We start from the raw sequence: 23,093 nt of genomic DNA on the forward strand, positions 1-23,093 counted from the left end.
TCAATCGGATACCAGAAATTCGCGCTCGGATGCGTAATCGCGTACCCTCACACGGTTTCCGTCCCGCTCAAGGCGCAGCATTGTCCAGCCTTCCGCCGGCAGACGGCAGGAATGTCGGCCCATGACACAAGGCAGTTGCGGTGCGCGCCTGTAGATAACGTCGTTCGACAGCGCCCTGGCAATGGCCGTTTGACCCTTGAGATACGCAAACAACGTGTACGGGCTCAAATACCAGACTTCTCCGTCGCGCAACGCTTTCAGTTCTTCGGCGCGCGCGAGCGGAAACCGCCTTCCCCACGTCCAGGAAATTGCGTCACGGGTCTGATGATCGAGATAGTGGTGCGCCATCGTCTCGTCGATAAAGACCCGCTTTTGCGCACCGACATCGTTCAGATAGTCCCGCGTGGCGGTATCCCGGCCAGGTGCACGATCCGACAGAACATAGAAGATCAGGAAGTTGGCCGAGACGGCAAGGAACACCAGCGTGTAAAGAACATATGCCACTCTTTGGAAGCGCTTCTGCGTGAGAGCATCAAGCGCGACAAGAAATACCATGGCCGCAGCCAGGTTCCGGACCAGTCCCTTGTCATGCAGGAAAGCTGCGAAACCCTGACCGAGTGACAGCATCAGACACAAAAGCGCCGCTGGACGCGAAAACCTTGTCAGGACAAGCCCGGCAACCGCAAAGAGCGCGGCCCGGCCAAGCGCCTCACCATTGATCCCGTGGCCGGTCGACCTTTGCGCGTGAAAAGCGATCTGATCAATGAACTCGCGAAACTGAAGGTCGATACTCAATGAAAAGATCAGCAGCGCCACGCTGAGCGCCAGGGCGTTTTCAATCGCAAGCGTCATGATTTTCAGGTCGCGAAAGGCGATCCGCCAGAGGTCATGAACGACGATCGCCCCCAGGCTCCAGGCGAACACCGCCGGCGAGGCGAGCGGCGGAAAAGCGAGTGCCAGCTTTCCGAAGGTCCTCAAAACCGAGATCCGCCCGCCCGTTTCCTCGCCATCCGGTCCGGCCGCAGCCCGGAACAGGAGGAAGAAGCCCAAGGCCCAGAAGACACAGGCGGTGACCTCGAGCCGAAACCCGCTCACGACATACATCGGTGCAAACAAAAGCGGCGTCACCAGCGCTGCTTTCGGCAAGCGGATCGCCAGGCATACCGCGGAAAAGGCCAGCGCTGTCAGCAGGTAACACAGATATTCGTACCCGACGACGCCAAGACGGCTGACGCCGACCACATCCAGGTAGATGGCTGAAAGGATCAGGTGAAAGCGCGTGTAGAGATGGTAATTTTCGAGACCGGGAAACTGAACCGACAACAGCGGATTGACATGGTTCCCGGTCGCGGCAACTTCAGCCGCCCATGGAACGAAGAACAGGTCGTCAACATGCGCGATCGTGTGTTCGGGCCAGAAGAAAACGAGTGCAGAGGCAACTGTCAGCAACAACCAGAGCCCCGGCTGCAGCATTGCGAAACGGCTGGTGTCCGTTCCCTGCACGAATGATCTCCCGTGTCTAGCGGTCGAAAGCAAACTGTCCGGACCCGGTGCGGCCAGGATCACACGAGGCCGCTAACACGCAACGAGCACTGCAGGCAAGAGTTCCTGCAGCGCTCTCAGATTTCAACGGACACCGGGTCACGAATGAATCGGTTTGGCGAACGCCCCCATCGCGGCTTCCTTCACGGCTTCCGACATGGTCGGATGCGCGTGACACGTGCGGCCGAGATCTTCCGAAGACCCGCCGAATTCCATCAGCACCGCCGCTTCGTGGATCATTTCGCCGGCCCCGAAGCCGATGATGTGCACGCCGAGCACCCGGTCGGTCTTCGCATCGGCCAGAACCTTCACAAAGCCGTCGGTGTGGTTCATGGCGCGCGCACGGCCATTGGCGGAGAAATTGAACTTGCCGGACTTGTACTCGATCCCGTCCGCTTTCAGTTCCTCTTCCGTCTTGCCGACGGAAGCGACTTCGGGCTGGGTATAGACCACGCCCGGGATGACGTCGTAGTTCACGTGGCCGGCCTGACCTGCCAGGATCTCGGCAATCGCAACGCCCTCATCCTCGGCCTTGTGCGCCAGCATGGGCCCGGCGACAACATCGCCGATGGCGTAGATGCCGTCGACATTGGTCTTGTAATGCGCATCGGTCTGAACCCGTCCGCGCGGGTCCAGCGCCACACCGGCAGCTTCCAGGCCAAGCCCATCCGTGTAGGGACGGCGGCCAATGGCGACAAGAACAATATCCGCCTCGATTTCCTGCGCATCTCCGCCCTTGGCGGGCTCAACCGTGACGGCCAGCCCCTTGCCCTTCTTGGCAACGCCGGTGACTTTCGAGGACAGCTTGAAGGTCATGCCCTGCTTCTTCAGCATGCGCTGGAAATTCTTGGAGACATCGCCGTCCATGGGCCCAAGGATCTTGTCCATGAATTCAACAACGGTCACCTCGGATCCGAGACGATTCCAGACCGACCCGAGTTCAAGACCGATGACCCCACCGCCGACAACGATCATCTTGCCCGGGATCTTGTCGAGTTCGAGCGCGCCAGTCGAGGAGACGATCTGTTTTTCGTCAATCTCGACGCCGGGCAGCGGCATGACGTCGGACCCGGTGGCGATGACGATGTTCTTCGTCTCGACGACGGATACGCTTCCATCATCCGCGGTGACTTCCACCTTGCCCGTGCCAAGAACCTTGCCGGTGCCGGTGTGCACATCGATCTTGTTCTTCTTCATCAGGAAAGCGACGCCGTTGACGTTGGCATCCACCACGTCGGTCTTGTGCTTCATCATCTCCGGCAGGTCGACCTTCGGTTTGGAGACCTTGATGCCGAGCTTCTCAAATCCGTGACCGGCCTCCTCGAACATTTCCGACGCATAAAGGAGTGCCTTGGACGGAATGCAGCCGATGTTCAGGCAGGTCCCGCCAAGCGTCGCCCGTTTTTCGACAACCGCGGTTTTCAGACCGAGCTGCGCCGCCTTGATCGCGCAAACGTACCCCCCCGGGCCGGTTCCGATGACGACAAGATCATATTGGGACATTTTGGTCGCCTTTGCCTTTTCAGTTTCAAGTCCATTGACGGATTAAGGTAGGATCGCCCGGCCGCCGGACACATCCAGGATGGCACCGGTCGTGTAGCTGGACTGGTCGGACATGAGCCAGACGATTGCGTCCGCGACTTCGTCCGCGGTGCCTGCACGCTTCATCGGCAGCTTGGATTCAAGTTGCGCCACCCGGTCGGGAAGTCCGCCGGAGGCATGCAGTTCCGTATCGATGATGCCCGGGCGGACGGCATTGACGCGGATGCCTTCGTCAGCCACTTCGAGCGCAAGCCCCACGGTCATCGTGTCGATCGCCCCCTTGGACGCGGCATAGTCGACATACTGTGCCGGCGATCCGAGCTTGGACCCGGCCGACGCCAGATTGACGATGCCACCACCTGCGCCGCCATGTTTGGTCGACATGCGCTTGACGGCTTCGCGCGCGCACAGGAACGAGCCTACAACATTGATATTGAAGATCCTGTTGAGGCGCTCGACACTCATTTCGTCGACACGCTGGGACATGTCGACCACACCGGCGTTGTTGACCAGCCCGGCAAGGCGGCCGAGCTTGTCCGCCTCTTCAAACAGTTTGAGGATATCGCTTTCGCTGCCAACGTCGCCCTGAACGGCAACGGCCTTGCCGCCTTCGGCTGCAATCTCGGCAACGACCTTGTCGGCAGCGGCGCTGTTCGCCGCGTAGTTGACGACGATCGTGTGCCCGAGACGCCCCAATTTTCGGCTGACGCTCGCGCCAATGCCACGGCTTCCACCCGTTACGATGACAACACTGTCAGACATTTAAACTCCAGAACCCGTTTGAGCGAACCCGGTCCGCCAGATTTGTTTTTATTGCTCCGCCACGGCCAGCCGCAGCCCGAAGCCTGCAAAGGCCGCCGCGATGGACCGTCTCATCCAGACCATGACCCGGTCACTTCTGAGGACCTTCTCACCGACGAGGGAGGCAAACAGTCCGTAGACGAGAAAGACGCCGAATGTCATCGCCATGAAGACACCGCCGAGCCCTAGCATTTCAAGCGTCGGATGTGCAGAAGACGCGCTGACGAACTGCGGCAGGAAGGCCAGGAAGAACACCGTCAGCTTGGGATTGAGAATATTGATCAGGAAGCCGGTACGCGCCGTCGCGACTAAACTCTTGCGCGCGCCCTTGTCGGCTTTGAGCTCAACCGGACCGCTGTCTTTCAGGGTCTGCCACGCCAGATAAAGCAGATAGGCGACACCGGCATATTTCACGGCCTGAAACACAATCGCACTTGTGTGCATGAGCGCCGCCAGACCGACAACGGATGCCAGGATCGCCGGAACGATCCCGAGCGTGCAGCCGATCGTGGCCGCGAGGGCAGCACGCCGCCCTTTGCCAAGACCGACCGCCACCGTGTAGACCACGCCGGTTCCGGGAACCAGAACGACAATCAGCGCGGTAATCAGAAATTCCAGGCTCATGAGGTTGCCTCCATAGCCCTCGGAACGATCGGGAACCGGATCAGAGGTCCAAGACCAGACGCTGCGGATCTTCCAGGCTTTCCTTGACCCGGACGAGGAATGTCACGGCTTCCTTGCCGTCGACAATCCGGTGGTCGTAGGAGAGCGCAAGATACATCATCGGGCGGATCACCACCTGACCGTTCACAGCCATGGGCCGTTCCTGGATCTTGTGCATGCCGAGAATGCCCGACTGCGGTGCATTCAGGATCGGGGACGACATCAGCGAGCCGTAGACACCGCCGTTGGAAATGGTGAAGGTGCCGCCGGTCATGTCGGCCATGCCGAGCTTGCCGTCGCGCGCCTTGCGGCCGAGGTTGCCGATTTCCTTCTCGACATCGGCAATCGACATCTGGTCGGCATCCCGCACGACCGGCACCACGAGACCCTTGTCCGTACCAACGGCAACACCGATGTGGCAGAAGTTCTTGTAGATGATGTCGGTGCCGTCAATCTCGGCATTGACCGCCGGGATCTCCTTCAGCGCATGGGTCACCGCCTTGGTGAAAAAGCCCATGAAGCCGAGCTTGACGCCGTGTTTCTTCTCAAACAGGTCCTTGTACTGCTTGCGCAGCTCCATGACCGGGCCCATGTCCACCTCGTTATAGGTGGTCAGCATGGCCGCCGTGTTCTGCGCGTCCTTCAGGCGGCGCGCGATCGTCTGGCGCAGTTTGGTCATGCGAACGCGCTCTTCGCGCGCTTCGTCCTGTGCCGCGACGGGGCCACGGGCAACGGGTGCCGCTGCCGGGGCGGACGATGCCGCGGCCGCTCCGGAGGCAACCGCCCCAATCACGTCTTCCTTCAACACCTGGCCGCGCTTGCCGGAGCCCGCGACCTGGTCTGCGGAGAGATTGTTTTCCGCCATCATCTTCTGTGCGGACGGTGCCGGCGGCATCGATGTGCCGGACACGGCGGCCGGAGCGGGAGCCGGGGCAGCCGCTGCAGGAGACGCGGCAGCGGCAGAGCCCGATGGATCAATCTGGCAGAGCAGCACACCGGGTTCAACGGTCGCGCCGGTTTCTGCAGTTATCTTGACGATCGTTCCGCCGACCGGGGCCGGAACCTCCTGTGCCGCCTTGTCCGTTTCCAGCTCGACAAGCGTGTCATCTGCCTTGACGACATCGCCGACCTTGACGCTCCACTCGCCGACTTCGGCTTCGGTCACGGATTCGCCGGCGCTCGGCGTGACCACATCGACCAGAGCCGCACCGGCAGACGGCGCGGCTTCTTCGGCCGCCGGAGCGGGCGCAGCGGCAGCAGGAGCTGCAGCGGCACCAGCGCCTTCGGCAATCTGGCCAAGCAGTGCGCCAACCTCGACAGTGTCGCCTTCCTTGACGACGATGCTTTCCAGCGTGCCTGCGGCCGGGGCGGGCACTTCAACGGTCACCTTGTCGGTTTCGAGCTCGACGAGCGGTTCGTCCTGGTTGACGGCGTCACCCGGCTTCTTGAACCATTGTGCGATAGTTGCTTCGGAAACGGATTCACCCAGAGTGGGCACGCGAATTTCGGTTGCCATGGTCGCCTTCTCTTAAAATTACCCGGCCAATTTGTTGAAAGAGGGCGATGCCGCCCTCTCAAGATCAGTTTCCAAGCGCCTCTTCGAGGAATGCCTGCATTTGCGCAAGATGGACCGACATGAGACCGGTCGCGGTGGAAGCCATTGCCGAACGTCCGGCATAGCGCGGTCGCCGGTGCTTGGCGTCGATCTGCTCCAGAACCCATTCGATATACGGCTCGACGAAGAACCAGCTGCCCATGTTCTTCGGCTCTTCCTGGCACCAGACCATTTCCGCATGCGGGAAGCGGGCCAGCTCAAGCATCAGCGCCTTCTTCGGGAAGGGATAGAGCTGCTCGACACGCATCAAGTAGACATCGTCGACGCCGCGTTTCTCGCGTTCCTCGAACAGGTCGAAATAGACCTTGCCCGAGCACATCACGACCCTGCGGATCTTGTCGTCGGAGACCAGCTTGCCTTCTGAACTGAGGTTCGCACCCCAGTCGTCCCAAAGCACCCGGTGGAACGTCGTGTCGGGGCCGAGCTCGTCGATCCGGGAGACCGCTTTCTTGTGGCGCAGAAGCGACTTCGGCGTCATCAGGACCAGCGGCTTGCGGATATCTCGGCGCAACTGGCGGCGCAGGATGTGGAAGTAGTTCGACGGCGTCGAACAGTTCGCGACCTGCATGTTGTCCTCGGCGCAGAGCTGAAGAAAACGTTCAAGCCGCGCGGAGGAGTGTTCCGGTCCCTGACCCTCGTAACCGTGCGGCAGAAGGCAAACGAGGCCGGACATGCGCAGCCACTTGCGTTCGCCCGACGAAATGAACTGGTCGAACAGGACCTGCGCACCGTTGGCGAAGTCGCCGAACTGGGCTTCCCACAAGGTGAGTGCGCGGGGTTCCGCCAGCGAGTAGCCGTATTCGAACCCGAGAACGGCTTCTTCGGAGAGCATCGAGTTGATGACCTCGTAGCGCTGCTGGTCGGGCGACACGTGATTGAGCGGAATATAGCGGCCTTCATTCTCCTGGTCGTAAAGCACCGAGTGGCGCTGCGAGAACGTGCCGCGCTCACAGTCCTGACCGGACAAGCGCACGGGGTGGCCTTCCGCCAGGAGCGATCCGAATGCGAGGGCTTCGGCCGTTGCCCAGTCGATCCCCTCACCAGTCTCGATCATGCGCTCGCGGTGGTTCATGAAGCGCGCAATGGTGCGGTGAATATTGAAGCCTTCCGGCACGTGCGTCAGCGCCCGGCCGATTTCCTTCAATTCACCCATCGGAATGCCGGTTTCACCGCGGCGCGGGTCTTCTTCGTCGTCGGCGCGGCGCATGCCGGCCCACTTGCCGTCAAGCCAATCGGCCTTGTTCGGCTTGAAAGCCTGGCCGGCGTCGAACTCGCCATCAAGGTGCCTGCGCCAGTCGGCCTTCATCCGGTCGACATCTTCCTGGCTGAGCACGCCTTCCTTGATGAGGCGTTCCGAATAGCGCTGCAGCGTCGTCGCGTGCTTGCGGATCTTGCGGTACATGATCGGCTGCGTGAAGGCCGGCTCGTCGCCCTCGTTGTGACCGAATCGGCGATAGCAGATCAGGTCGATCACCACCGGCCGCTGGAACGTCTGGCGGAACTCGATCGCGATCTTGGCGGCAAACACGGCCGCTTCCGGATCGTCAGCGTTGACGTGGAGGATCGGAGCTTCGATCACCTTCGCCATGTCGGACGGATACGGCGAGGACCGCGAGAAGCGCGGGTTCGTCGTGAAGCCGATCTGGTTGTTGATGATGACGTGCACCGAGCCGCCGGTGCGGTGGCCGCGCAGCGCGGACAGGCCGAAACACTCGGCTACGACGCCCTGACCCGCAAAGGCGGCATCGCCGTGCAGCAGAAGCGGAAGAACGGTGTTGCGTTCCACTTCCGTGGTTTCGATGAATTTGCCGTTCTTGTCGGCGGCAAGCTGGTCCTGCTTCGCCCGCGCCTTGCCGAGCACGACCGGATTGACGATTTCCAGGTGCGACGGGTTGGCGGTCAGCGACAGGTGAACGTTGTTGCCGTCGAAGGTCCGGTCGGAGGACGCGCCGAGGTGATACTTGACGTCACCCGAGCCTTCGACTTCATCCGGCGCGTAGGACCCGCCCTTGAATTCGTGGAAGATCGCGCGGTGAGGTTTGTTCATCACCTGGGAGAGCACGTTCAGGCGGCCGCGGTGGGCCATGCCCAGGACAATGTCCTTGAGACCCATCTGCCCGCCGCGCTTGATGATCTGCTCCAGCGCCGGGATCAGCGCTTCGCCGCCATCAAGACCGAACCGCTTGGTACCGGTGTATTTCACGTCGAGAAACTTTTCGAAGCCTTCCGCTTCGACAAGCTTGTTGAGGATCGCCTTCTTGCCTTCCGACGTGAACGCGACCTGCTTGTCCGGCCCTTCGATGCGCTCCTGGATCCAGGCTTTGGCAGCCGGATCGGATATATGCATGAACTCGACACCGAGCGTCGAGCAATAGGTGCGCTTCAGAATGTCCATCATCTCGCGGATGGTGGCGTATTCCAGACCCAGAACGTGGTCGATGAAGATCTTGCGGTCCCAGTCGGCTTCGGTGAAACCGTAGGACGAGGGGTGCAGTTCCTCGTGATCGCCCTTGCCGGCAAGACCGAGCGGATCCAGGTCCGCGTGCAGGTGGCCGCGCATCCGGTAGGCGCGGATCATCATCAGGGCGCGGACGGAGTCACGCGTCGACTGATGGACCTCTGCATCGGACACCGGCGCGCCCGTGGCTTCGGCCTTCTTCTTGATCTTCTCGCCAAGCTTCTGCTCGATCGGACCCCAGTTGCCGTCAAATGCGTTGACGAGGTCGCCATTGGCTTCGATCGGCCAGTCCTTGCGCTTCCAGGGAGCTCCGCGCGCTTCCTTCAGCACGGCTTCCTTTTCGTCCTGGAAGGCCGCGAAGAAGTCCTGCCATTCGGCGTCGACCGAATTCGGATCTGTCTTGTACTGGGCGTAGAGGTCTTCGATATAGGCTGCGTTGGCGCCGTAAAGCAACGACGTCAGTGCGAATACGTTGTTCGCTTCCTGCCGTGCCATGTCCTTTAGCGGAGGGCTGCTCCGCCCTTTTTGTTATGGCGGGCCGAAAAAGACCCGCGGCCGGTTCCCTACAAAGACCGATGAAACACCGGCCCCTCGAAAATTGATCGCGGCACACTTGGCGCCGCAACCCATCCTTTCATCATGCAGACGGAAAGGTAAACAGTTTCCGTTGCTGTCAGCACAATTTCTTGCGTTTTTAGCCCTTCAAGACTTCGAGAAGCGTCTCGCCGAGCTTGGCCGGTGACGGCGAAACTTTGATACCGGCTGCTTCCATTGCCGCGATCTTGTCTTCCGCGCCGCCCTTGCCGCCGGAAATCACGGCGCCCGCGTGACCCATCGTGCGCCCCGGAGGCGCTGTCCGGCCCGCGATGAACCCGGCGGTCGGCTTCTTGCGACCCTTCTTGGCCTCGTCGATCAGGAACTGCGCGGCTTCCTCTTCCGCCGAGCCGCCGATCTCGCCGATCATGATGATGGATTCAGTTTCGTCATCAGCGAGGAACATTTCCAGGACGTCGATGAACTCGGTTCCCTTGACCGGGTCGCCGCCGATACCGACCGCCGTCGTCTGGCCGAGGCCAGCATTGGTGGTTTGGAAGACGGCTTCGTAGGTGAGCGTGCCGGAGCGCGAAACGACACCGACGGAGCCCTTCTTGAAGATGGAGCCCGGCATGATGCCGATCTTGCACTCTTCGGGGGTCAGGATGCCGGGGCAGTTGGGACCGAGCAGGCGGGAACTGGACTTGTCCAGCTTCGCCTTGACCTTGACCATGTCGGCAACCGGAATGCCCTCGGTGATGCAGACGATGAACGGTATTTCCGCATCGATCGCCTCGATGATGGCAGCCCCCGCGCCTGCCGGCGGGACGTAGATCACGGATGCATCCGCGCCGGTTGCTTCCTTCGCCTCGCCCGCAGTGGCAAAGATCGGCAGTTGAGCTGCGCTTTCGACGCTTCCCCAGGTCTCGCCGCCCTTTTTCGGGTGGACGCCGGCCACCATCTTGGTGCCGTAATATTCAAGCGCCTGTTCCGTATGGAACGTGCCGGTCTTGCCGGTCAGGCCCTGAACGATGATTTTCGTGTCTTTATTGACAAGGATGGACATTTACTCGTCTCCCATGAGGAGTGTGTGACCCCAGATTTGAGCGACCTGGTATTCCGGATTGTAGGCAACTGCGATCGAAATGGTCGGGTTGCCTTCCTCAAATACCCAGCCTGCAGAGTTCCACCCTTCTGAATAGTCGATCTCGCGAACATCAGTCCTATTGAGTTTTGCACCGACAAGATCGATCAGTTCATCCGCGAAGGATTGATCCACCTCGTAAAGTGAAACCGAATATTCCTCGTTGCTCGCCAAGTCCGAAATTTTTGTTTGTTCGACAATCACAAACAAAAACTCATCAGGGTCCGAATACTCCAGATAAGCACGTTTTCCGCTGCGCTCCTCAGCAACAACCCGATAGGCATCCGTCGAAAAATGGCTCTCGAGTGCAGGAAGATTACCAGCACGATGGTGCAGGGAAAAAAACGTTTCAACCACGGTTTCCGCCGTGAAAACCGGCTCAGCCAACGCTTGGGGCGACATCAATAACGTCATCAACAATAAGGATATCGCCCGCACAACCTGCATCAGCCTTTGACCGCTTTCACGATTTTCTGGGCTGCGTCGTCGAGATCATCGGCGGCGATCACGTTGAGACCGCTTTCGTTGATGATCTTCTTGCCGAGTTCCACGTTGGTGCCTTCAAGGCGGACAACCAGCGGAACCTGCAGGCCGACTTCCTTTACGGCGGCCACGACGCCTTCCGCGATCACGTCGCAGCGCATGATGCCGCCGAAGATGTTGACCAGGATGCCCTTCACGTTCGGATCGGAGGTGATGATCTTGAACGCCGCAGTCACCTTTTCCTTGGAGGCGCCACCGCCGACATCGAGGAAGTTCGCCGGCTCAGCACCGTAGAGCTTGATGATGTCCATGGTCGCCATGGCAAGGCCGGCACCGTTGACCATGCAGCCGATGTCACCGTCGAGCGCGACGTAGGCAAGATCGTGCTTGGAGGCCTCGATCTCCTTCTCGTCCTCTTCGGTGATGTCACGCAGTTCCATGATGTCCGGGTGACGGAACATGGCGTTGCCGTCGAAGGAAACCTTGGCGTCAAGGACACGCAGGCGGCCGTCCTTCATGACGATCAGCGGGTTCACTTCCAGAAGGCTCATGTCTTTTTCGACAAACGCCTTGTGCAGGATCGGGAACAGCGTCATGCCGTCCTCGCGTGCCGCGCCGTCCAGCGCCAACGCGTCGCAGAGCTTGGCGGCATCGGCTTCGGTGACGCCCGTGTCCGGATCGATCGGCAGTGTGATGATCTTTTCCGGGGTTTCCTCGGCAACGGCCTCGATGTCCATGCCGCCTTCGGTGGAAACGACGAAGGCAGGACGTCCGACGGTCCGGTCAACCAGAATGGAAAGATAGAGTTCGCGCTCGATGTCGGCACCGTCCTCGATATAGAGGCGGTTGACGACCTTACCCGCGGCGCCGGTCTGCTTGGTGACCAGCGTGTTGCCGAGCATTTCCTTTGCGTGCGCCGTGACTTCGTCCAGAGAGAAGGCGAGACGGACACCGCCCTTGGCGTCCTCGGGAAGTTCCTTGAACTTGCCCTTGCCGCGGCCGCCCGCGTGAATCTGCGTCTTGACGACCCAAAGCGGGCCGGGAAGCTGTTTGGCCGCCGCTTCCGCCTCGTCGGCGGAGAAGATGGCCACGCCGTCCGCAACCGGAGCGCCGAACCCCTTCAGTACCTGCTTGGCCTGGTATTCATGAATGTTCATGTGTTTCCCCCGTTGTCGGAGGACCGTTCCCTCAATCGCGGAAGGAACGGCCGCTGCTTACCCGAGACAGTCGACGCTTAGGCAAGCGCCGGCTGGATTTTCTTGCAGGCTTCCACCAGACCGTCGACTGCGCCGACGGACTTTTCGAAGTTGGCCTTTTCCTCACCCTGAAGGTCGATCTCGATGATGCGCTCGACACCATCAGCGCCGATGACGACCGGGACGCCGACATAGGTGTCCTTGAGACCGTACTGGCCATCGAGAGCAGCCGCGCATGGCAGCACGCGCTTCTTGTCCTTCAGGTAGCTTTCTGCCATCGCAATCGCGGAGGATGCAGGGGCATAGAAAGCAGAACCGGTTTTCAGGAGGCCGACGATCTCCGCGCCACCATCACGGGTGCGCTGCACGATCTCTTCCAGGCGCTCAGCCGTGCACCAGCCCATCTTGACGAGGTCGGGAAGCGGAATGCCGGCGATCGTGGAATAGCGGGTCAGCGGCACCATCGTGTCGCCATGGCCGCCGAGGACGAATGCGGTGACGTCTTCAACCGAGACATTGAATTCGTCGGCAAGGAAGTAGCGGAAGCGGGAGCTGTCGAGGACGCCGGCCATGCCGACAACCTTGTTCTTCGGCAGGCCGGAAAACTTCTGGAGCGCCCAGACCATCGCGTCGAGCGGGTTAGTGATGCAGATGACAAAGGCATCGGGTGCATGTTTGGCAATGCCAGCGCCGACCTGTTCCATGACCTTCAGGTTGATTTCCAGGAGATCGTCGCGGCTCATGCCGGGCTTGCGTGGGACACCGGCGGTCACGATGACCACGTCCGACCCTGCAATCGCCTCGTAGCTGTTGGCACCGGCCAGCTTGGCATCGAACCCGTCGACCGGAGAAGATTCAGCGAGGTCCAGCGCCTTGCCTTGCGGAACACCTTCCGCGATGTCGAAGAGAACGATATCTCCCAGTTCCTTCAAACCTGCCAGATGAGCGAGCGTGCCACCGATCTGACCAGAGCCGATCAAGGCAATTTTGTTCCGCGCCATATCGAAAGTTTCCCTTTACGTAAGATGGAACTATGTGCCATCCGCTGATGACTGCTGATGGCACTACCCCCTTTGCCGTCCCCGCGCAAGTTCGCTAAAAGAATATTGCACTCAAGGCGGCAAATTTTTGCATTTCTTCCCGTCTGCATAATTCACCTATACGGAATGCAGACTTAAACGTGCATTTCCCGTCTGTCACCCGCGAGATAAGCTTCCGAGCGCATTTCTATCAGACGGGAACTTGTCCGGTCGAATTCGAATGCCTCGGTGCCCCCTTCGGAGACGTAAAGATCCGGCGGCTCGGCCTCGGCCGACACCACCAGCTTGATGCCGTTGTCGTAAAGCGTGTCGATCAGATTGATGAAGCGCTTGGCCTCGTTGCGGCGTGCCTTGCTGAGGACCGGGACATGGTCGACAAAGACGGTGCTGAAGGCGTTGGCGATCCTCAGGTAGTCGCTCGCGCCCAGCGGCTGCATGCACAGATCATCAAAGGTGAACCGGGCGACACCGGAGGCGACTTTCGGGATCTCTATCGTCCGGCCCTTGTTTTCCAGTTCCGCCGAATGCGCCTTCATGCCGTGAGTCAGCTTGGTCCATATACGATCCATCTCCGTATCCGCGTCCTCGCCGAGCGGGGTGACGTAGACCGGCGCGCCGGCGAGCTTTTCAAGTCTGTAATCCGTCGGCGAATCCAGATGCAGGACTTCAACCTGTGACTTCAGCATTGTGATAAACGGAATGAAGAGCTGCCGGTTAAGGCCGTCCTTGTAGAGATTGGACGGATTGACGTTCGAGGTGGCGACCACGATGACGCCTCTTTCGAACAGCTGCGTGAACAGCCGCCCGAGGATCATCGCGTCGGCAATGTCCGTCACCGAAAACTCGTCAAAGAGCAGCAGGCGCGTTTCCACCGCGATCTGTTTTGCGACCGGCGGGATCGGATCATCGCCCTTCACCTCGCCGCGCTTGTGCGCCTGACGGTGCTCATGGATGCGCTCGTGCACATCATTCATGAATTCATGAAAATGCACGCGGCGTTTGCGCTGGATGACCGTTACTTCGTAGAAAAGGTCCATCAGCATCGTCTTGCCGCGCCCGACACCGCCCCACATGTAGAGCCCCTTCACGGAGGCCCAGAGCTGGTTCTTCTTCTTGGCAAAGAGCCAGCCAAGTGAGCTTTTCTTGGACGCAAGCCGGGTCTCGGCGAGACGGGCGTTGAGCAGATCGAGATGCCTGACGGCCTCCCGTTGGACGGGATCCTCGGTGATCTCGCCCGATGCGATCAGCGCATCGTAGCGGGCGCTCAGTGCGCGGTTGACCGGCAGTTCCATCTTCAAAGGTGCTGCTCCCTCCATGAGAATTCATGGGGCCCTGGACGTGACTGTTGGCTCGGCGGAATAAGGTCAATGCGCCGTGGATGCAAGTCAAGTTATGGTTTGAATCTGTTACACTTCTTCACGTCAACAACTTTCAAACGATTGAAAGCGTGCGACGTGGAATTCGAATGCCGTCGAGGCGCGACGATGCCGCTGTTTGCACAGTCTTGCTGCTGTCCGGTTTGGAGAGTGCAATCGACTCGTTGTCACTGCAAAAGGGGCATACTCCCGCCCGTCGCCAGGTCGGGATGCGGAAACAAAATCGCCCGCAGCCGACAGAGCCGGATGCGGGCGCAACGCACAGGGAGGGGGGAACACTGTGCGGGAGGAGACCAGAACCCCTTTGAACAATCAGGGCTCTAACGCAGGAGCAGCGTTGACTTGCGGCCGCTTTGCAGTTCCTGAAGATAAAGAAGCTGCGCGACGAGGTAGCATTCGGAGCGGTCGTCGAGATCGGCCTTGCGGCCACGTCCGTCGGTCAGGAGCCAGGCATTGCCGGACTTGACCACGTCGCACTCAACGGGCTCGGCAGCGTCAAGGCCCGCCTTTTCAATCAACTCCGAGCCGACGCGGGATTCGTCTTCCGCATCGAGCCCTTTCATCCGGACCCGCAAACCACGGTAGACCTGCTGAACGCCGAGCGTTGCCACGATGGCGGTGACGATCGTGTCACCTTCCATCGCCGCGAAACGCAGCACACCGCCCTGCTGCGGGATCGAATTGCTGGAACATGGCGTGTGATGCACATCACCGAGCGTCGTCCACTCGGAGCGTAGCGTCACTGTCGCCGGCTGGCGTAGCGCCGGCATTTCCTTGGCAAGGCGTTTTTCTGCCGCGCGTTTGGGACTCTTCGCGGCACGTTCGGCAGACTGTGATTTGCCGACCGCGATCGTACCGCCGATCCGAAGGCGCCTGAAGACGATAACGTCACGCATCAGGTCTGTCCGCTCGACCCGCCAGCCAGCGTCGAGCCAGGAGTTCTGATGGACGAGGCTGCCGCCCGAATTGGCCCACCAGGTGCGGTGCTCGCGGGCACTCCTGGGAAGGTTGGTTCCCAGAATATCCTCGAGTTCGTCGAGCTTCGCCGCCCAGACGACATCTTCAAGACGAGCAAGGTGTTCGCGTAAAGGTTCGTATTTCGACATTGCACAGCCTTTCCGGTAGCAATGCCAATATACACTTATTACGCGCAGTGTCTAGCAGAATTACTGAGGCTGTTTAACGGAACAGCGAAATGGGTGAACCAGTCGACGTCTGACCGTTGAACTTCCCGGGTTCGCTGGAATAAAGCTGTGCGACGATGACGCCGGAGCCATCCTTCAAAACGACCTGATTGCCGTTCAGGTCCCAGGCCGAGATTCCGGACAGTGCCGGGGTGGCACAACCTCTGGTATTTGCCCGGTAGCCGCCGGACCAGGTTGTCAGGGTCATGAATGCCTGGCAGTTGTCGCCCGAAGAGGCGAGTTTCCAGCCGCCCAGTAGATCCGTGCGTCCGACCTGCTGCGCATTGCTCGGCGCTGCAACCGGGTTGCTTGAAAGATCGGCCGGAGCACCGGTTCCGTCGGTGGTGGTGCCCACTGGCGGCGCGGCATTCGCATCAAGATCAGCGAGTGACGCAGACCCGACCGGCGTCGTCGGTGTCGCGGGCAATGGCGCTGCATAATTCGGCCCCCCAGAGAGCCTCTGGCACCCAGCGGCTAGAACCACCATTCCCAAAACCAAAACCAGCTTTCCCGAGCGTTTCATGACGAATCAGTCCCTTAATCTCCGCCTCACCATCGTGGCATCTCTTAACTTACTATTTACTGAAAATCCAAAACACAGCGCAGTTGTCCGCAATTTCAGTGCAGAACGACGCGTTCAGGAGCCAGTGATCAGGCCCATCCGAGCCTGTTCTTGCGTATTCAACGACCGACACAGCGTTGCTGATTGAGACCCTCTCAATGCATTTATCTCCCGCCTTGTCGTAAAAGCCGCATTCAGGTGCTGGATTTAGTTTTTCATAATGGCGGCAACGTGACGTATCCCGACGGGAGCGGCAGGACCAGCGCGCGCACCCGCTTTGCGCGGCTGCGCAATGAGCCCGATCCGGCGCTTCCCGCAACCTTCCCTCCTCGTTCTTTTTGCGCCTTTGCGACCTGATGCCCTATGTGAACGGGAATCGGAACAACAAGGAGCACTCCATGCCAATTGCAATCTGGTGCATACTCGCTGCTGCAATCCTGCCCATCCTGTCGGCCTTTCCGGCCAAGCTCAACCGGGACTTCGACAATTCGAACCCGCGAAATCCGGACTACTGGCGCGAGGGGTTCCGGGCGCGGGCACAGGCCGCACAGGCCAATGGTTTCGAAGCCTTCCCGTTCTTTGCCGTTTCGGTTTTCGTCGCTATGAGCCAGGGTGCTTCTCCCTACTGGATCGACCAGCTGGCGGTACTTTTCATCCTGCTGCGCCTGATTTACGTGTTTTGCTACTGGACCGACCGGTCCAATCCAAGGTCTCTGGCCTGGGCAGCGTCTTTCATCACAATTGTGGCACTTTTCACGAGTTCACTGTGGAGCTGACCTAGTCGCTGGTCGAAAATAATTGCAGGGAGCATTTGCACCACGCGGCCGATTTCGCTAACGATGCAAGTGGAATAGTACAGGTTACCGACGGGCAGAGGTGCATTGTGCGCACGACAGATCAGACGACAGACACCTTGCCGGCGCGCCGTCAAGAGACGCTGCAACGTCAGTTAGCGGATCCTCACATCGTCGACGCCCTCATTGCCGAACGCGGCAAACTCGTCATGGCGAGCCCTTGGTGGCCGTTCATAAAACCTTTTGCCTACAAGATTCTCAGGTACCGCTCAGCGGTTAAAATGGCGGATACAATCGCCCAGATGGAAGCGGTCGATGTTTTCGCTCATCTGAGCAAACTGCTGACGCTCCACGTGACAACGCTCGGGCTTGAGCGGGTCCCGACAAGCGGCCCGGTTGTGCTTGTCTCCAACCATCCGACCGGGATCGCCGATGGCATTGTGCTCTACGATGCCATCAAGTCACGGCGCACGGATCTCGCGATCTTTGCCAACAGGGACGCGATCCGGATCAACCCGCGCCTGGCGGAAATGATCATACCGGTCGAGTGGCGCGCGGACTTCAAGAGCCGGGCCAAGTCCAAAGAGACGATCAAGATCGCTTCTTCCGCCTTCGCGACGGAGCGGGTTGTCGTGTTGTTTCCCTCGGGCCGGCTTGCCTACTGGCACGACGGCAAATTGACCGAGCGGCCGTGGATGACGTCCGCACTCGCCTTGGCGCGCAAGAACAAGGCGCCGATCATTCCGATGCACATGGGCGGAAGAAACTCGGGTCTGTTCTACTTCCTGGCGCGCGTATCGACCGAACTGCGCGACATGACCGTCTTCAACGAATTGCTCAACAAGAAAGATGCCGCCTTCAACGTGCATTTCGGCAAACCCATCCGTCCGGAGAAGCTGCAGGGTGATCTCACCGAGCTTACCGAGCAGATGCGCATACACTGCGCGGAAACCCTTGCGACGGATCCCGACGCGGAATTCTGACGCCAGTCGCGATTGATGTGGACTCATCCACAGGCCGGTTTGCCCTTCAATGGCGAATAAGACATGGTGCGGGAGACTTTAGGGAATCAGCCGCCTCATGCCAGTCTCTCCCGCTCTCCTCGCGGATGACGCACCACTTCACCTTAACGATCCGCCTTCGGTGTGTCCGGAGCCGAAGCCGCAAGCGGTTCTGCAGACCGTTTTCGGCTACGACGATTTTCGCGGCCGGCAACGGGAGGTGATCGATACCCTGATCGATGGGCGGGATGCCGTCGTGCTGTTTCCCACGGGAGCCGGCAAATCGCTGTGCTTCCAAATACCGGCCCTGTGCCGGCGCGGTGTCGGCATCGTGGTCTCTCCCCTGATTGCCCTTATGAAAGACCAGGTCGGCGCGCTGACGGCGGCCGGCGTCCGGGCGGCCGCGCTGAACTCGACCCTCCTTCCGGAGGAACAGGACCGCCTTCGCGACGCCCTGCGCAGCGGTGACATCGACCTTCTCTACGTGACGCCCGAACGCCTTGGAAACGAAAGCTTCCGGCGGTTTCTGGATACGCTCGAGATTTCGCTCTTCGCCATTGACGAGGCACACTGCGTCAGCCAGTGGGGCCATGATTTCCGCCCGGAATACATGTCGCTTTCCTGTCTTGCCGAGCGCTATCCCGGCGTGCCGCGGGTGGCGCTGACGGCGACGGCCGATCCGCATACGCAAAAGGACATTCTTGCCCGCCTGAAGCTGGAAAACGCGCATGTCTTTGCGACCAGTTTCGACAGACCCAATATCCGCTACGAGATCGTCGAACGCTCGAATCAGCGGCAGCAGCTCCTGGATTTCCTGAGCAAGCACAAGGGCGAAAGCGGGATCGTCTACTGCCTGTCGCGTGCAAAGGTGGAGGAAATCGCAGACTGGCTGACAGCAAAGGGCATCAGGGCCCTGCCGTATCACGCCGGATTGCCTTCAGACCGGCGCGCGGCGAACCAGGATGCCTTTCTTCTGGAGGAAGGTCTCTGCCTCGTTGCGACCGTTGCCTTCGGCATGGGCATCGACAAGCCGGACGTGCGGTATGTTGCGCATCTCGACCTCCCGTCTTCGGTCGAGGCCTACTACCAGGAAACGGGACGGGCCGGCCGCGACGGCGCTCCGGCGGAAGCATTCATGGCCTACGGCATGGCTGATCTCGTGCAACGGCGGCGGATGATTGCGGAAGGCGATGCGCCGGACGACATCAAGCGGGCGGAAAACACCAAGCTCAACGCTCTGCTCGGCATCTGCGAGACCTCGGGATGCAGACGGCAGGCGCTGCTGGCGCATTTCGGTGAAACCTACCCGCAACCTTGCGGCAATTGCGACACCTGCCTTTCGCCCGTGGAAACCTGGGACGGAACCGAACCTGCCCGCAAACTGATGTCCGCGATCTATCGCACCGGCCAGCGTTTCGGAACCGGCCACCTGATCGATGTGCTTCTCGGCAAGACAAACGAGAAGGTAACCCGGTTTTCACACAACAAACTGTCGGTCTTCGGCATCGGACAGGATACGCCCCAGAAGACCTGGCAATCGATTGCACGGCAGCTGGTCGCCGCCGGTTTCGTGGACGTGGACCATGCACAGTTCGGTGCTCTGGTGCTGACCGAGGCAGCGCGGCCGGTTCTTCGCGGCGACGAGACGATTTTGCTGCGAAAAGACAGGAACGCCGCCGGTCTCAAACAAACGCGCTCTTCACGAACGGCCTCGGTTGCCGACGAACTGGATGAGGAAGACAAGCTACTGTTTCAGCGCCTGCGGCGCCTCAGGACGCAAATCGCCAGAGACCAGAATGTTCCGCCCTACGTCGTCTTTCCCGATGCGACGCTGGCCGGGATCGCATCCGCCCGGCCCGTCACGTCCGACGCGCTCCTGAGCGTTTCCGGGGTCGGCCAGTCCAAGCTGGAAAAATACGGCGAGGCGTTTCTGGAACTTGTCGAGGCTTTTGAGGCGGGCGTTTGAGGGCAACCCGGGTTTTGAATCGGATTGCCCGTTATTGCAGTCCTCAGGAACCGGCCTTGGGCAGTCCCTTGTAGGCTTCCGCACCCCATACCGATTTCACCCTGGCGTCACGGCCACAGGCCTTGCGGTAGCCCTTGTAGGCTTCGGCCCGGGTCACATAGCCGAACCGGGTCAGCGTGCGTGCATTGCTCTTGTAGTAGGCCTGGTGGTAATCCTCCGCGGGCCAGAAGACAGCTGCGCCTTCAACCGGAGTGACCACGCGGCCGCCAAGGACCTTGTCGGCCTTGGCGATCTCCGCCTTCGCGGCCTTGGCCTGCCTGTCGTTCAGCGGATGGATCGCCGTTGAATAGCCATAGCCGCGGTCGCAGAACTGGCCGCCCGGATCCGTCACATCGACCGTGCGCAGGAAAATGCGGACAAGATCCTGATAGCTGATCTGGCTTTCGTCGAAGTCCACCTGAACCACTTCGCGGTGACCGCCGCGCTCGTAATTCTTGTAGGTGGGATTCTGGCTTTTGCCTCCCGCATAACCGGACTTCACGTCCCGGACGCCGGGCAATTTCTCCAGGTCCGATTCCACGCACCAGAAACAGCCGCCGGCGAAGATGGCCGTTTCGGCCTGTGCGGTGGCTACCGGCGTGACGCCGACAAGTACAGCAAGGAAAGTCTGGCGCAACAAACGCTTCATGTTGGATCCTCCATCGATTGCAGATAGAGGTAACGCATTCTCTTGCCGAGGCAACTCAACTCCGTTCGCACGCCTGCACAACGCCGTGAGAAGACCGTGACCGGACATTTCAGATCAGCTTTCCCAGAGCGTTGCGTTCTCTTCGAAACCCGGTGACTGCGGATTGACCACGCAGAACCTGTGGCCGCTCACCGCTTCCATCACCACCCAGCTCTTGAAACGCTTGACGATCTTCGCACCGAGTTTCTCAAGCCGGGCGACTTCCGCTTCCGGGTTGTCCGTTTCAATGTCCAGGTGAACGCGGGACGGATGCTCGACCGCCTGCAGCAGAATACCGATATCGCCGTCCTTGCCGAAAAGCCTGCGGTAGCGCGGGTTCTTGGGCTCCGCTTCCAGCGTGCGCCCGAGCGCCTTCGACCAGAACGCGGCGTGCTCGTCGATGTCACCGCCCTCGCAATCTATGACCAGATCTCCCAACCGGCTCTTGTGCATGTACGCCTCCAACTCTTTACTCAGATAAGAACAAAGATAGAACAAATGAAGCTCAAGAGCAAGAGTTGGATGGGTTTCGGGGTCCGAAGACAGGCACGTGTCAACGCATTCAAGCCACATGCGGGTGAGCAGCCGAATGTTGACTTCAGATCGTTTTGCAACACCCTTCCCCGGAAATCGGGCTTTACGAACCTGAAACTCAACCGCCGGTCGTCCGGGCGAACGATAGGTGTTCGCAAAGTCTTCGCATCCTGTCGCATCGGCGTATGTCGAGAAAGAGATCCTCATCCTGAGGAGGACCGAACGGTCCGTCTCGAAGGATGGCAACAAGATCCGGGCCTGCGGCCCATCCTTCGAGGCTTCGCTCCGCTCCGCACCTCAGGATGAGGAGGTGCTAGAACAGAAAAACAGACCCCGGGTCGCGTGTTCCTGCGTCCGGGGTCGGCGGGTCGGCTTAAGCCGCATGTCAGACCGCTGCGCCGGCGGGTTCCGGATCAGGCCTTCCCTGCCCCGTCCAGTCGATCCTCTGGGTCACGAACATCGTGATGGCCAGGGCGACAAAGGCAATGACCGAGCCGATCAGGAGCGCGTAGTCCTGTTCCTGCATGAGGGCGAACAGCACACCGAAGATACTGCCGAGCACCGCCAGCATAACCAGGCCGGCGAGCCTGCTTTTGAGCGATGTTCCGATATAGATCGCGTTCAGCAGAGTCGCAGCGCCAGCGGCAATCAGGTAGGCCAGCGCATATCCGACATGTTCTGCAAATGCCAGAAGCATTACGTAGAAGATGATCAGGGCAAGGCCAACCAGCGCGTATTGAATCCAGTGGAACCGCCAGCCGGAGCGCATCTCAAGGACGAACACCGCCAGAAAGGTCAGGCTGATGAAGCCGATCGCATATTTAAGGGATCTGGAGATCGTCTGGTAGAAGTTCACCGGCTCGACGAACTTTACGCCAAGCAGCTTGTCCTGAAGCGGCAGGTGGTTTGTCTCCATGACCTTCGGGATGCCGCGGGCAAGGTAGGGAATGGTCCAGGCGGCATCGAAACCGGACCTGTTGATGGTCCGCGTTTCGGGAAGAAATGCACCGGTGAAACCGGGATGGGGCCAGTCTGACTGAACGGAGACCTTGGTGGTCTGTCCGGCCGGTGCGACATAGATCGCCGTCGAGCCATTGAGCTGCAGTTTGACGTCGAAGGTAAAGCCGTTTCGCCAGACCGTTGGAGACACGCCCGCGTTGATCCCGGATGGGCCGGATGAACGGCGCGGATTGTGGTCCAGCTTCGCGGCGAGAGGCCCGAGACCCGGTTCGAAAGGCACGGCTCCTGTGCCTGCCAAAGCGAGCGCCACCTCGCTCTTGAGCGCCCGGACATCGCGGATCCCGACGACAACGACAGCCTTGTCCGCCGCAACATCGATCGTACCGCCGTGCCTGGGTTCGAACATGTCCTCGGGAGGCGCGGCAAAGGTACCGCCGAGGTCGAGACGCGCATTGTAAGCGGGAAGCGTAAAGATCGATTTTTTCCGTTCCTCGACCGCGACATAACCACCCACCGTCAGCCTTTCGGGAAACAGCACCGCCGTTCTGCGGACGGTCATGGTCTCAAAGTCTTCGCCAGAGCCCGTGGTGTAGGTTTCGGTGAAGGGGATCACAAGGTAGGGGCCGTTGATCTCCTGTGTTCCGCCCCAGGAGCGGGCGATCTCGCGCGCGACATCCTTTGCCCTATGCGCACGTTCTTCCACAAGCACCCAGACAAAGATGCTGGGAACGAGCAGGAGGAAGGAGAGCAGCCCTATCAGAACGAATTTCACCGCCGGAGAACCGAGGAACGTCATGAACCTTGTCGTTGCAGGTTGCTGCGGCGCTGCCGGACCGTAGGGGGTGTGGGTGTCTGTCGTGTCGGTCATACAAAATCCCTCTGCCAAATGGGCGCAAACGGGACTGCGCCCCCATTGCAAAGGGCAGTCTTGCCTCTCGGCTGGGAGACGTCATGGTGAAACCGGGCAGGGA

The 23,093-nt window shown here is 60.1% G+C and carries 19 protein-coding genes; 3 read left to right on the forward strand and 16 right to left on the reverse strand.

Features of this window, described 5'->3' with window-relative positions:
* From RDA78_RS03970 to RDA78_RS04030, 13 genes are all read right to left on the reverse strand, one after another.
* A complete protein-coding gene (locus RDA78_RS03970) occupies positions 1-1,503 on the reverse strand; it encodes a hypothetical protein (RefSeq protein ID WP_434054063.1) in 1,503 nt (500 codons plus the stop codon).
* A 138-nt stretch (positions 1,504-1,641) separates the two neighbouring features.
* A complete protein-coding gene (gene lpdA / locus RDA78_RS03975; RefSeq protein ID WP_434054064.1) occupies positions 1,642-3,045 on the reverse strand; it encodes a dihydrolipoyl dehydrogenase in 1,404 nt (467 codons plus the stop codon).
* 42 nt (positions 3,046-3,087) lie between these two features.
* A complete protein-coding gene (locus tag RDA78_RS03980; RefSeq protein WP_434054065.1) occupies positions 3,088-3,846 on the reverse strand; it encodes an SDR family oxidoreductase in 759 nt (252 codons plus the stop codon).
* A gap of 48 nt (positions 3,847-3,894) precedes the next feature.
* Positions 3,895-4,509 carry a LysE family translocator gene (locus RDA78_RS03985; RefSeq protein ID WP_434054066.1) on the reverse strand — a complete coding sequence of 205 codons (615 nt, stop codon included), beginning with the start codon at positions 4,507-4,509 and terminating at the stop codon, positions 3,895-3,897.
* 40 nt (positions 4,510-4,549) lie between these two features.
* The gene (gene odhB, locus RDA78_RS03990; RefSeq protein WP_434054067.1) at positions 4,550-6,064 is read right to left on the reverse strand and encodes a 2-oxoglutarate dehydrogenase complex dihydrolipoyllysine-residue succinyltransferase; all 1,515 of its coding nucleotides are present in this window, start codon (positions 6,062-6,064) and stop codon (positions 4,550-4,552) included.
* 64 nt (positions 6,065-6,128) lie between these two features.
* Entirely contained in the window at positions 6,129-9,116 is a 2,988-nt protein-coding gene (locus RDA78_RS03995; protein WP_434054068.1) for a 2-oxoglutarate dehydrogenase E1 component, read from the reverse strand.
* 199 nt (positions 9,117-9,315) lie between these two features.
* On the reverse strand, positions 9,316-10,221 hold the full coding sequence (sucD, locus tag RDA78_RS04000; protein ID WP_434054069.1) for a succinate--CoA ligase subunit alpha: 906 nt from the start codon (positions 10,219-10,221) through the stop codon (positions 9,316-9,318).
* Positions 10,222-10,746, reverse strand: a complete 525-nt coding sequence (locus RDA78_RS04005) for a hypothetical protein (protein ID WP_434054070.1) — start codon at positions 10,744-10,746, stop codon at positions 10,222-10,224.
* Positions 10,746-11,939: an ADP-forming succinate--CoA ligase subunit beta gene (sucC, locus tag RDA78_RS04010; RefSeq protein ID WP_434054071.1), complete on the reverse strand. Its 1,194-nt coding sequence runs from the start codon at positions 11,937-11,939 to the stop codon at positions 10,746-10,748. Before sucC ends, RDA78_RS04005 begins: the two co-directional genes overlap by 1 nt.
* Before the next feature lie 77 nt (positions 11,940-12,016).
* On the reverse strand, positions 12,017-12,979 hold the full coding sequence (gene mdh / locus RDA78_RS04015; RefSeq protein ID WP_434054072.1) for a malate dehydrogenase: 963 nt from the start codon (positions 12,977-12,979) through the stop codon (positions 12,017-12,019).
* A 173-nt stretch (positions 12,980-13,152) separates the two neighbouring features.
* Positions 13,153-14,334 (reverse strand): cell division protein ZapE, encoded by a 1,182-nt coding sequence (gene zapE, locus RDA78_RS04020; protein WP_434054073.1) that lies wholly within the window; start codon positions 14,332-14,334, stop codon positions 13,153-13,155.
* 380 nt (positions 14,335-14,714) lie between these two features.
* The gene (locus RDA78_RS04025) at positions 14,715-15,500 is read right to left on the reverse strand and encodes a DUF7662 domain-containing protein (protein WP_434054074.1); all 786 of its coding nucleotides are present in this window, start codon (positions 15,498-15,500) and stop codon (positions 14,715-14,717) included.
* A gap of 73 nt (positions 15,501-15,573) precedes the next feature.
* Positions 15,574-16,101 carry a protease inhibitor Inh/omp19 family protein gene (locus RDA78_RS04030; protein WP_434054075.1) on the reverse strand — a complete coding sequence of 176 codons (528 nt, stop codon included), beginning with the start codon at positions 16,099-16,101 and terminating at the stop codon, positions 15,574-15,576.
* 437 nt (positions 16,102-16,538) lie between these two features.
* Between RDA78_RS04030 and RDA78_RS04035 the strand changes: the two genes are divergently transcribed.
* The 3 genes from RDA78_RS04035 to recQ all read left to right on the forward strand — a co-directional run bounded on the left by RDA78_RS04035 (position 16,539) and on the right by recQ (position 19,901).
* Complete coding sequence (locus RDA78_RS04035) at positions 16,539-16,916, forward strand: MAPEG family protein (RefSeq protein ID WP_434054076.1); 378 nt, start codon at positions 16,539-16,541, stop codon at positions 16,914-16,916.
* A 107-nt stretch (positions 16,917-17,023) separates the two neighbouring features.
* Complete coding sequence (locus RDA78_RS04040) at positions 17,024-17,917, forward strand: GNAT family N-acetyltransferase (RefSeq protein WP_434054077.1); 894 nt, start codon at positions 17,024-17,026, stop codon at positions 17,915-17,917.
* 97 nt (positions 17,918-18,014) lie between these two features.
* On the forward strand, positions 18,015-19,901 hold the full coding sequence (gene recQ, locus RDA78_RS04045; protein ID WP_434054078.1) for a DNA helicase RecQ: 1,887 nt from the start codon (positions 18,015-18,017) through the stop codon (positions 19,899-19,901).
* Positions 19,902-19,944: 43 nt separating this feature from the next.
* Here recQ and msrA read toward each other — a convergent pair whose 3' ends face one another.
* The 3 genes from msrA to creD form a co-directional block, all read right to left on the reverse strand.
* Positions 19,945-20,589, reverse strand: coding sequence for a peptide-methionine (S)-S-oxide reductase MsrA (gene msrA / locus RDA78_RS04050; protein ID WP_434054079.1), 645 nt, complete (start codon positions 20,587-20,589; stop codon positions 19,945-19,947).
* Positions 20,590-20,703: 114 nt separating this feature from the next.
* Positions 20,704-21,081, reverse strand: a complete 378-nt coding sequence (locus RDA78_RS04055) for a VOC family protein (RefSeq protein ID WP_434054080.1) — start codon at positions 21,079-21,081, stop codon at positions 20,704-20,706.
* A 466-nt stretch (positions 21,082-21,547) separates the two neighbouring features.
* Positions 21,548-22,990: a cell envelope integrity protein CreD gene (creD, locus tag RDA78_RS04060; RefSeq protein ID WP_434054081.1), complete on the reverse strand. Its 1,443-nt coding sequence runs from the start codon at positions 22,988-22,990 to the stop codon at positions 21,548-21,550.
* Between the last annotated feature and the right edge of the window lie 103 nt (positions 22,991-23,093).

This window comes from Roseibium sp. (assembly GCF_051016195.1).
Classification (GTDB): Bacteria; Pseudomonadota; Alphaproteobacteria; order Rhizobiales; family Stappiaceae; genus Roseibium.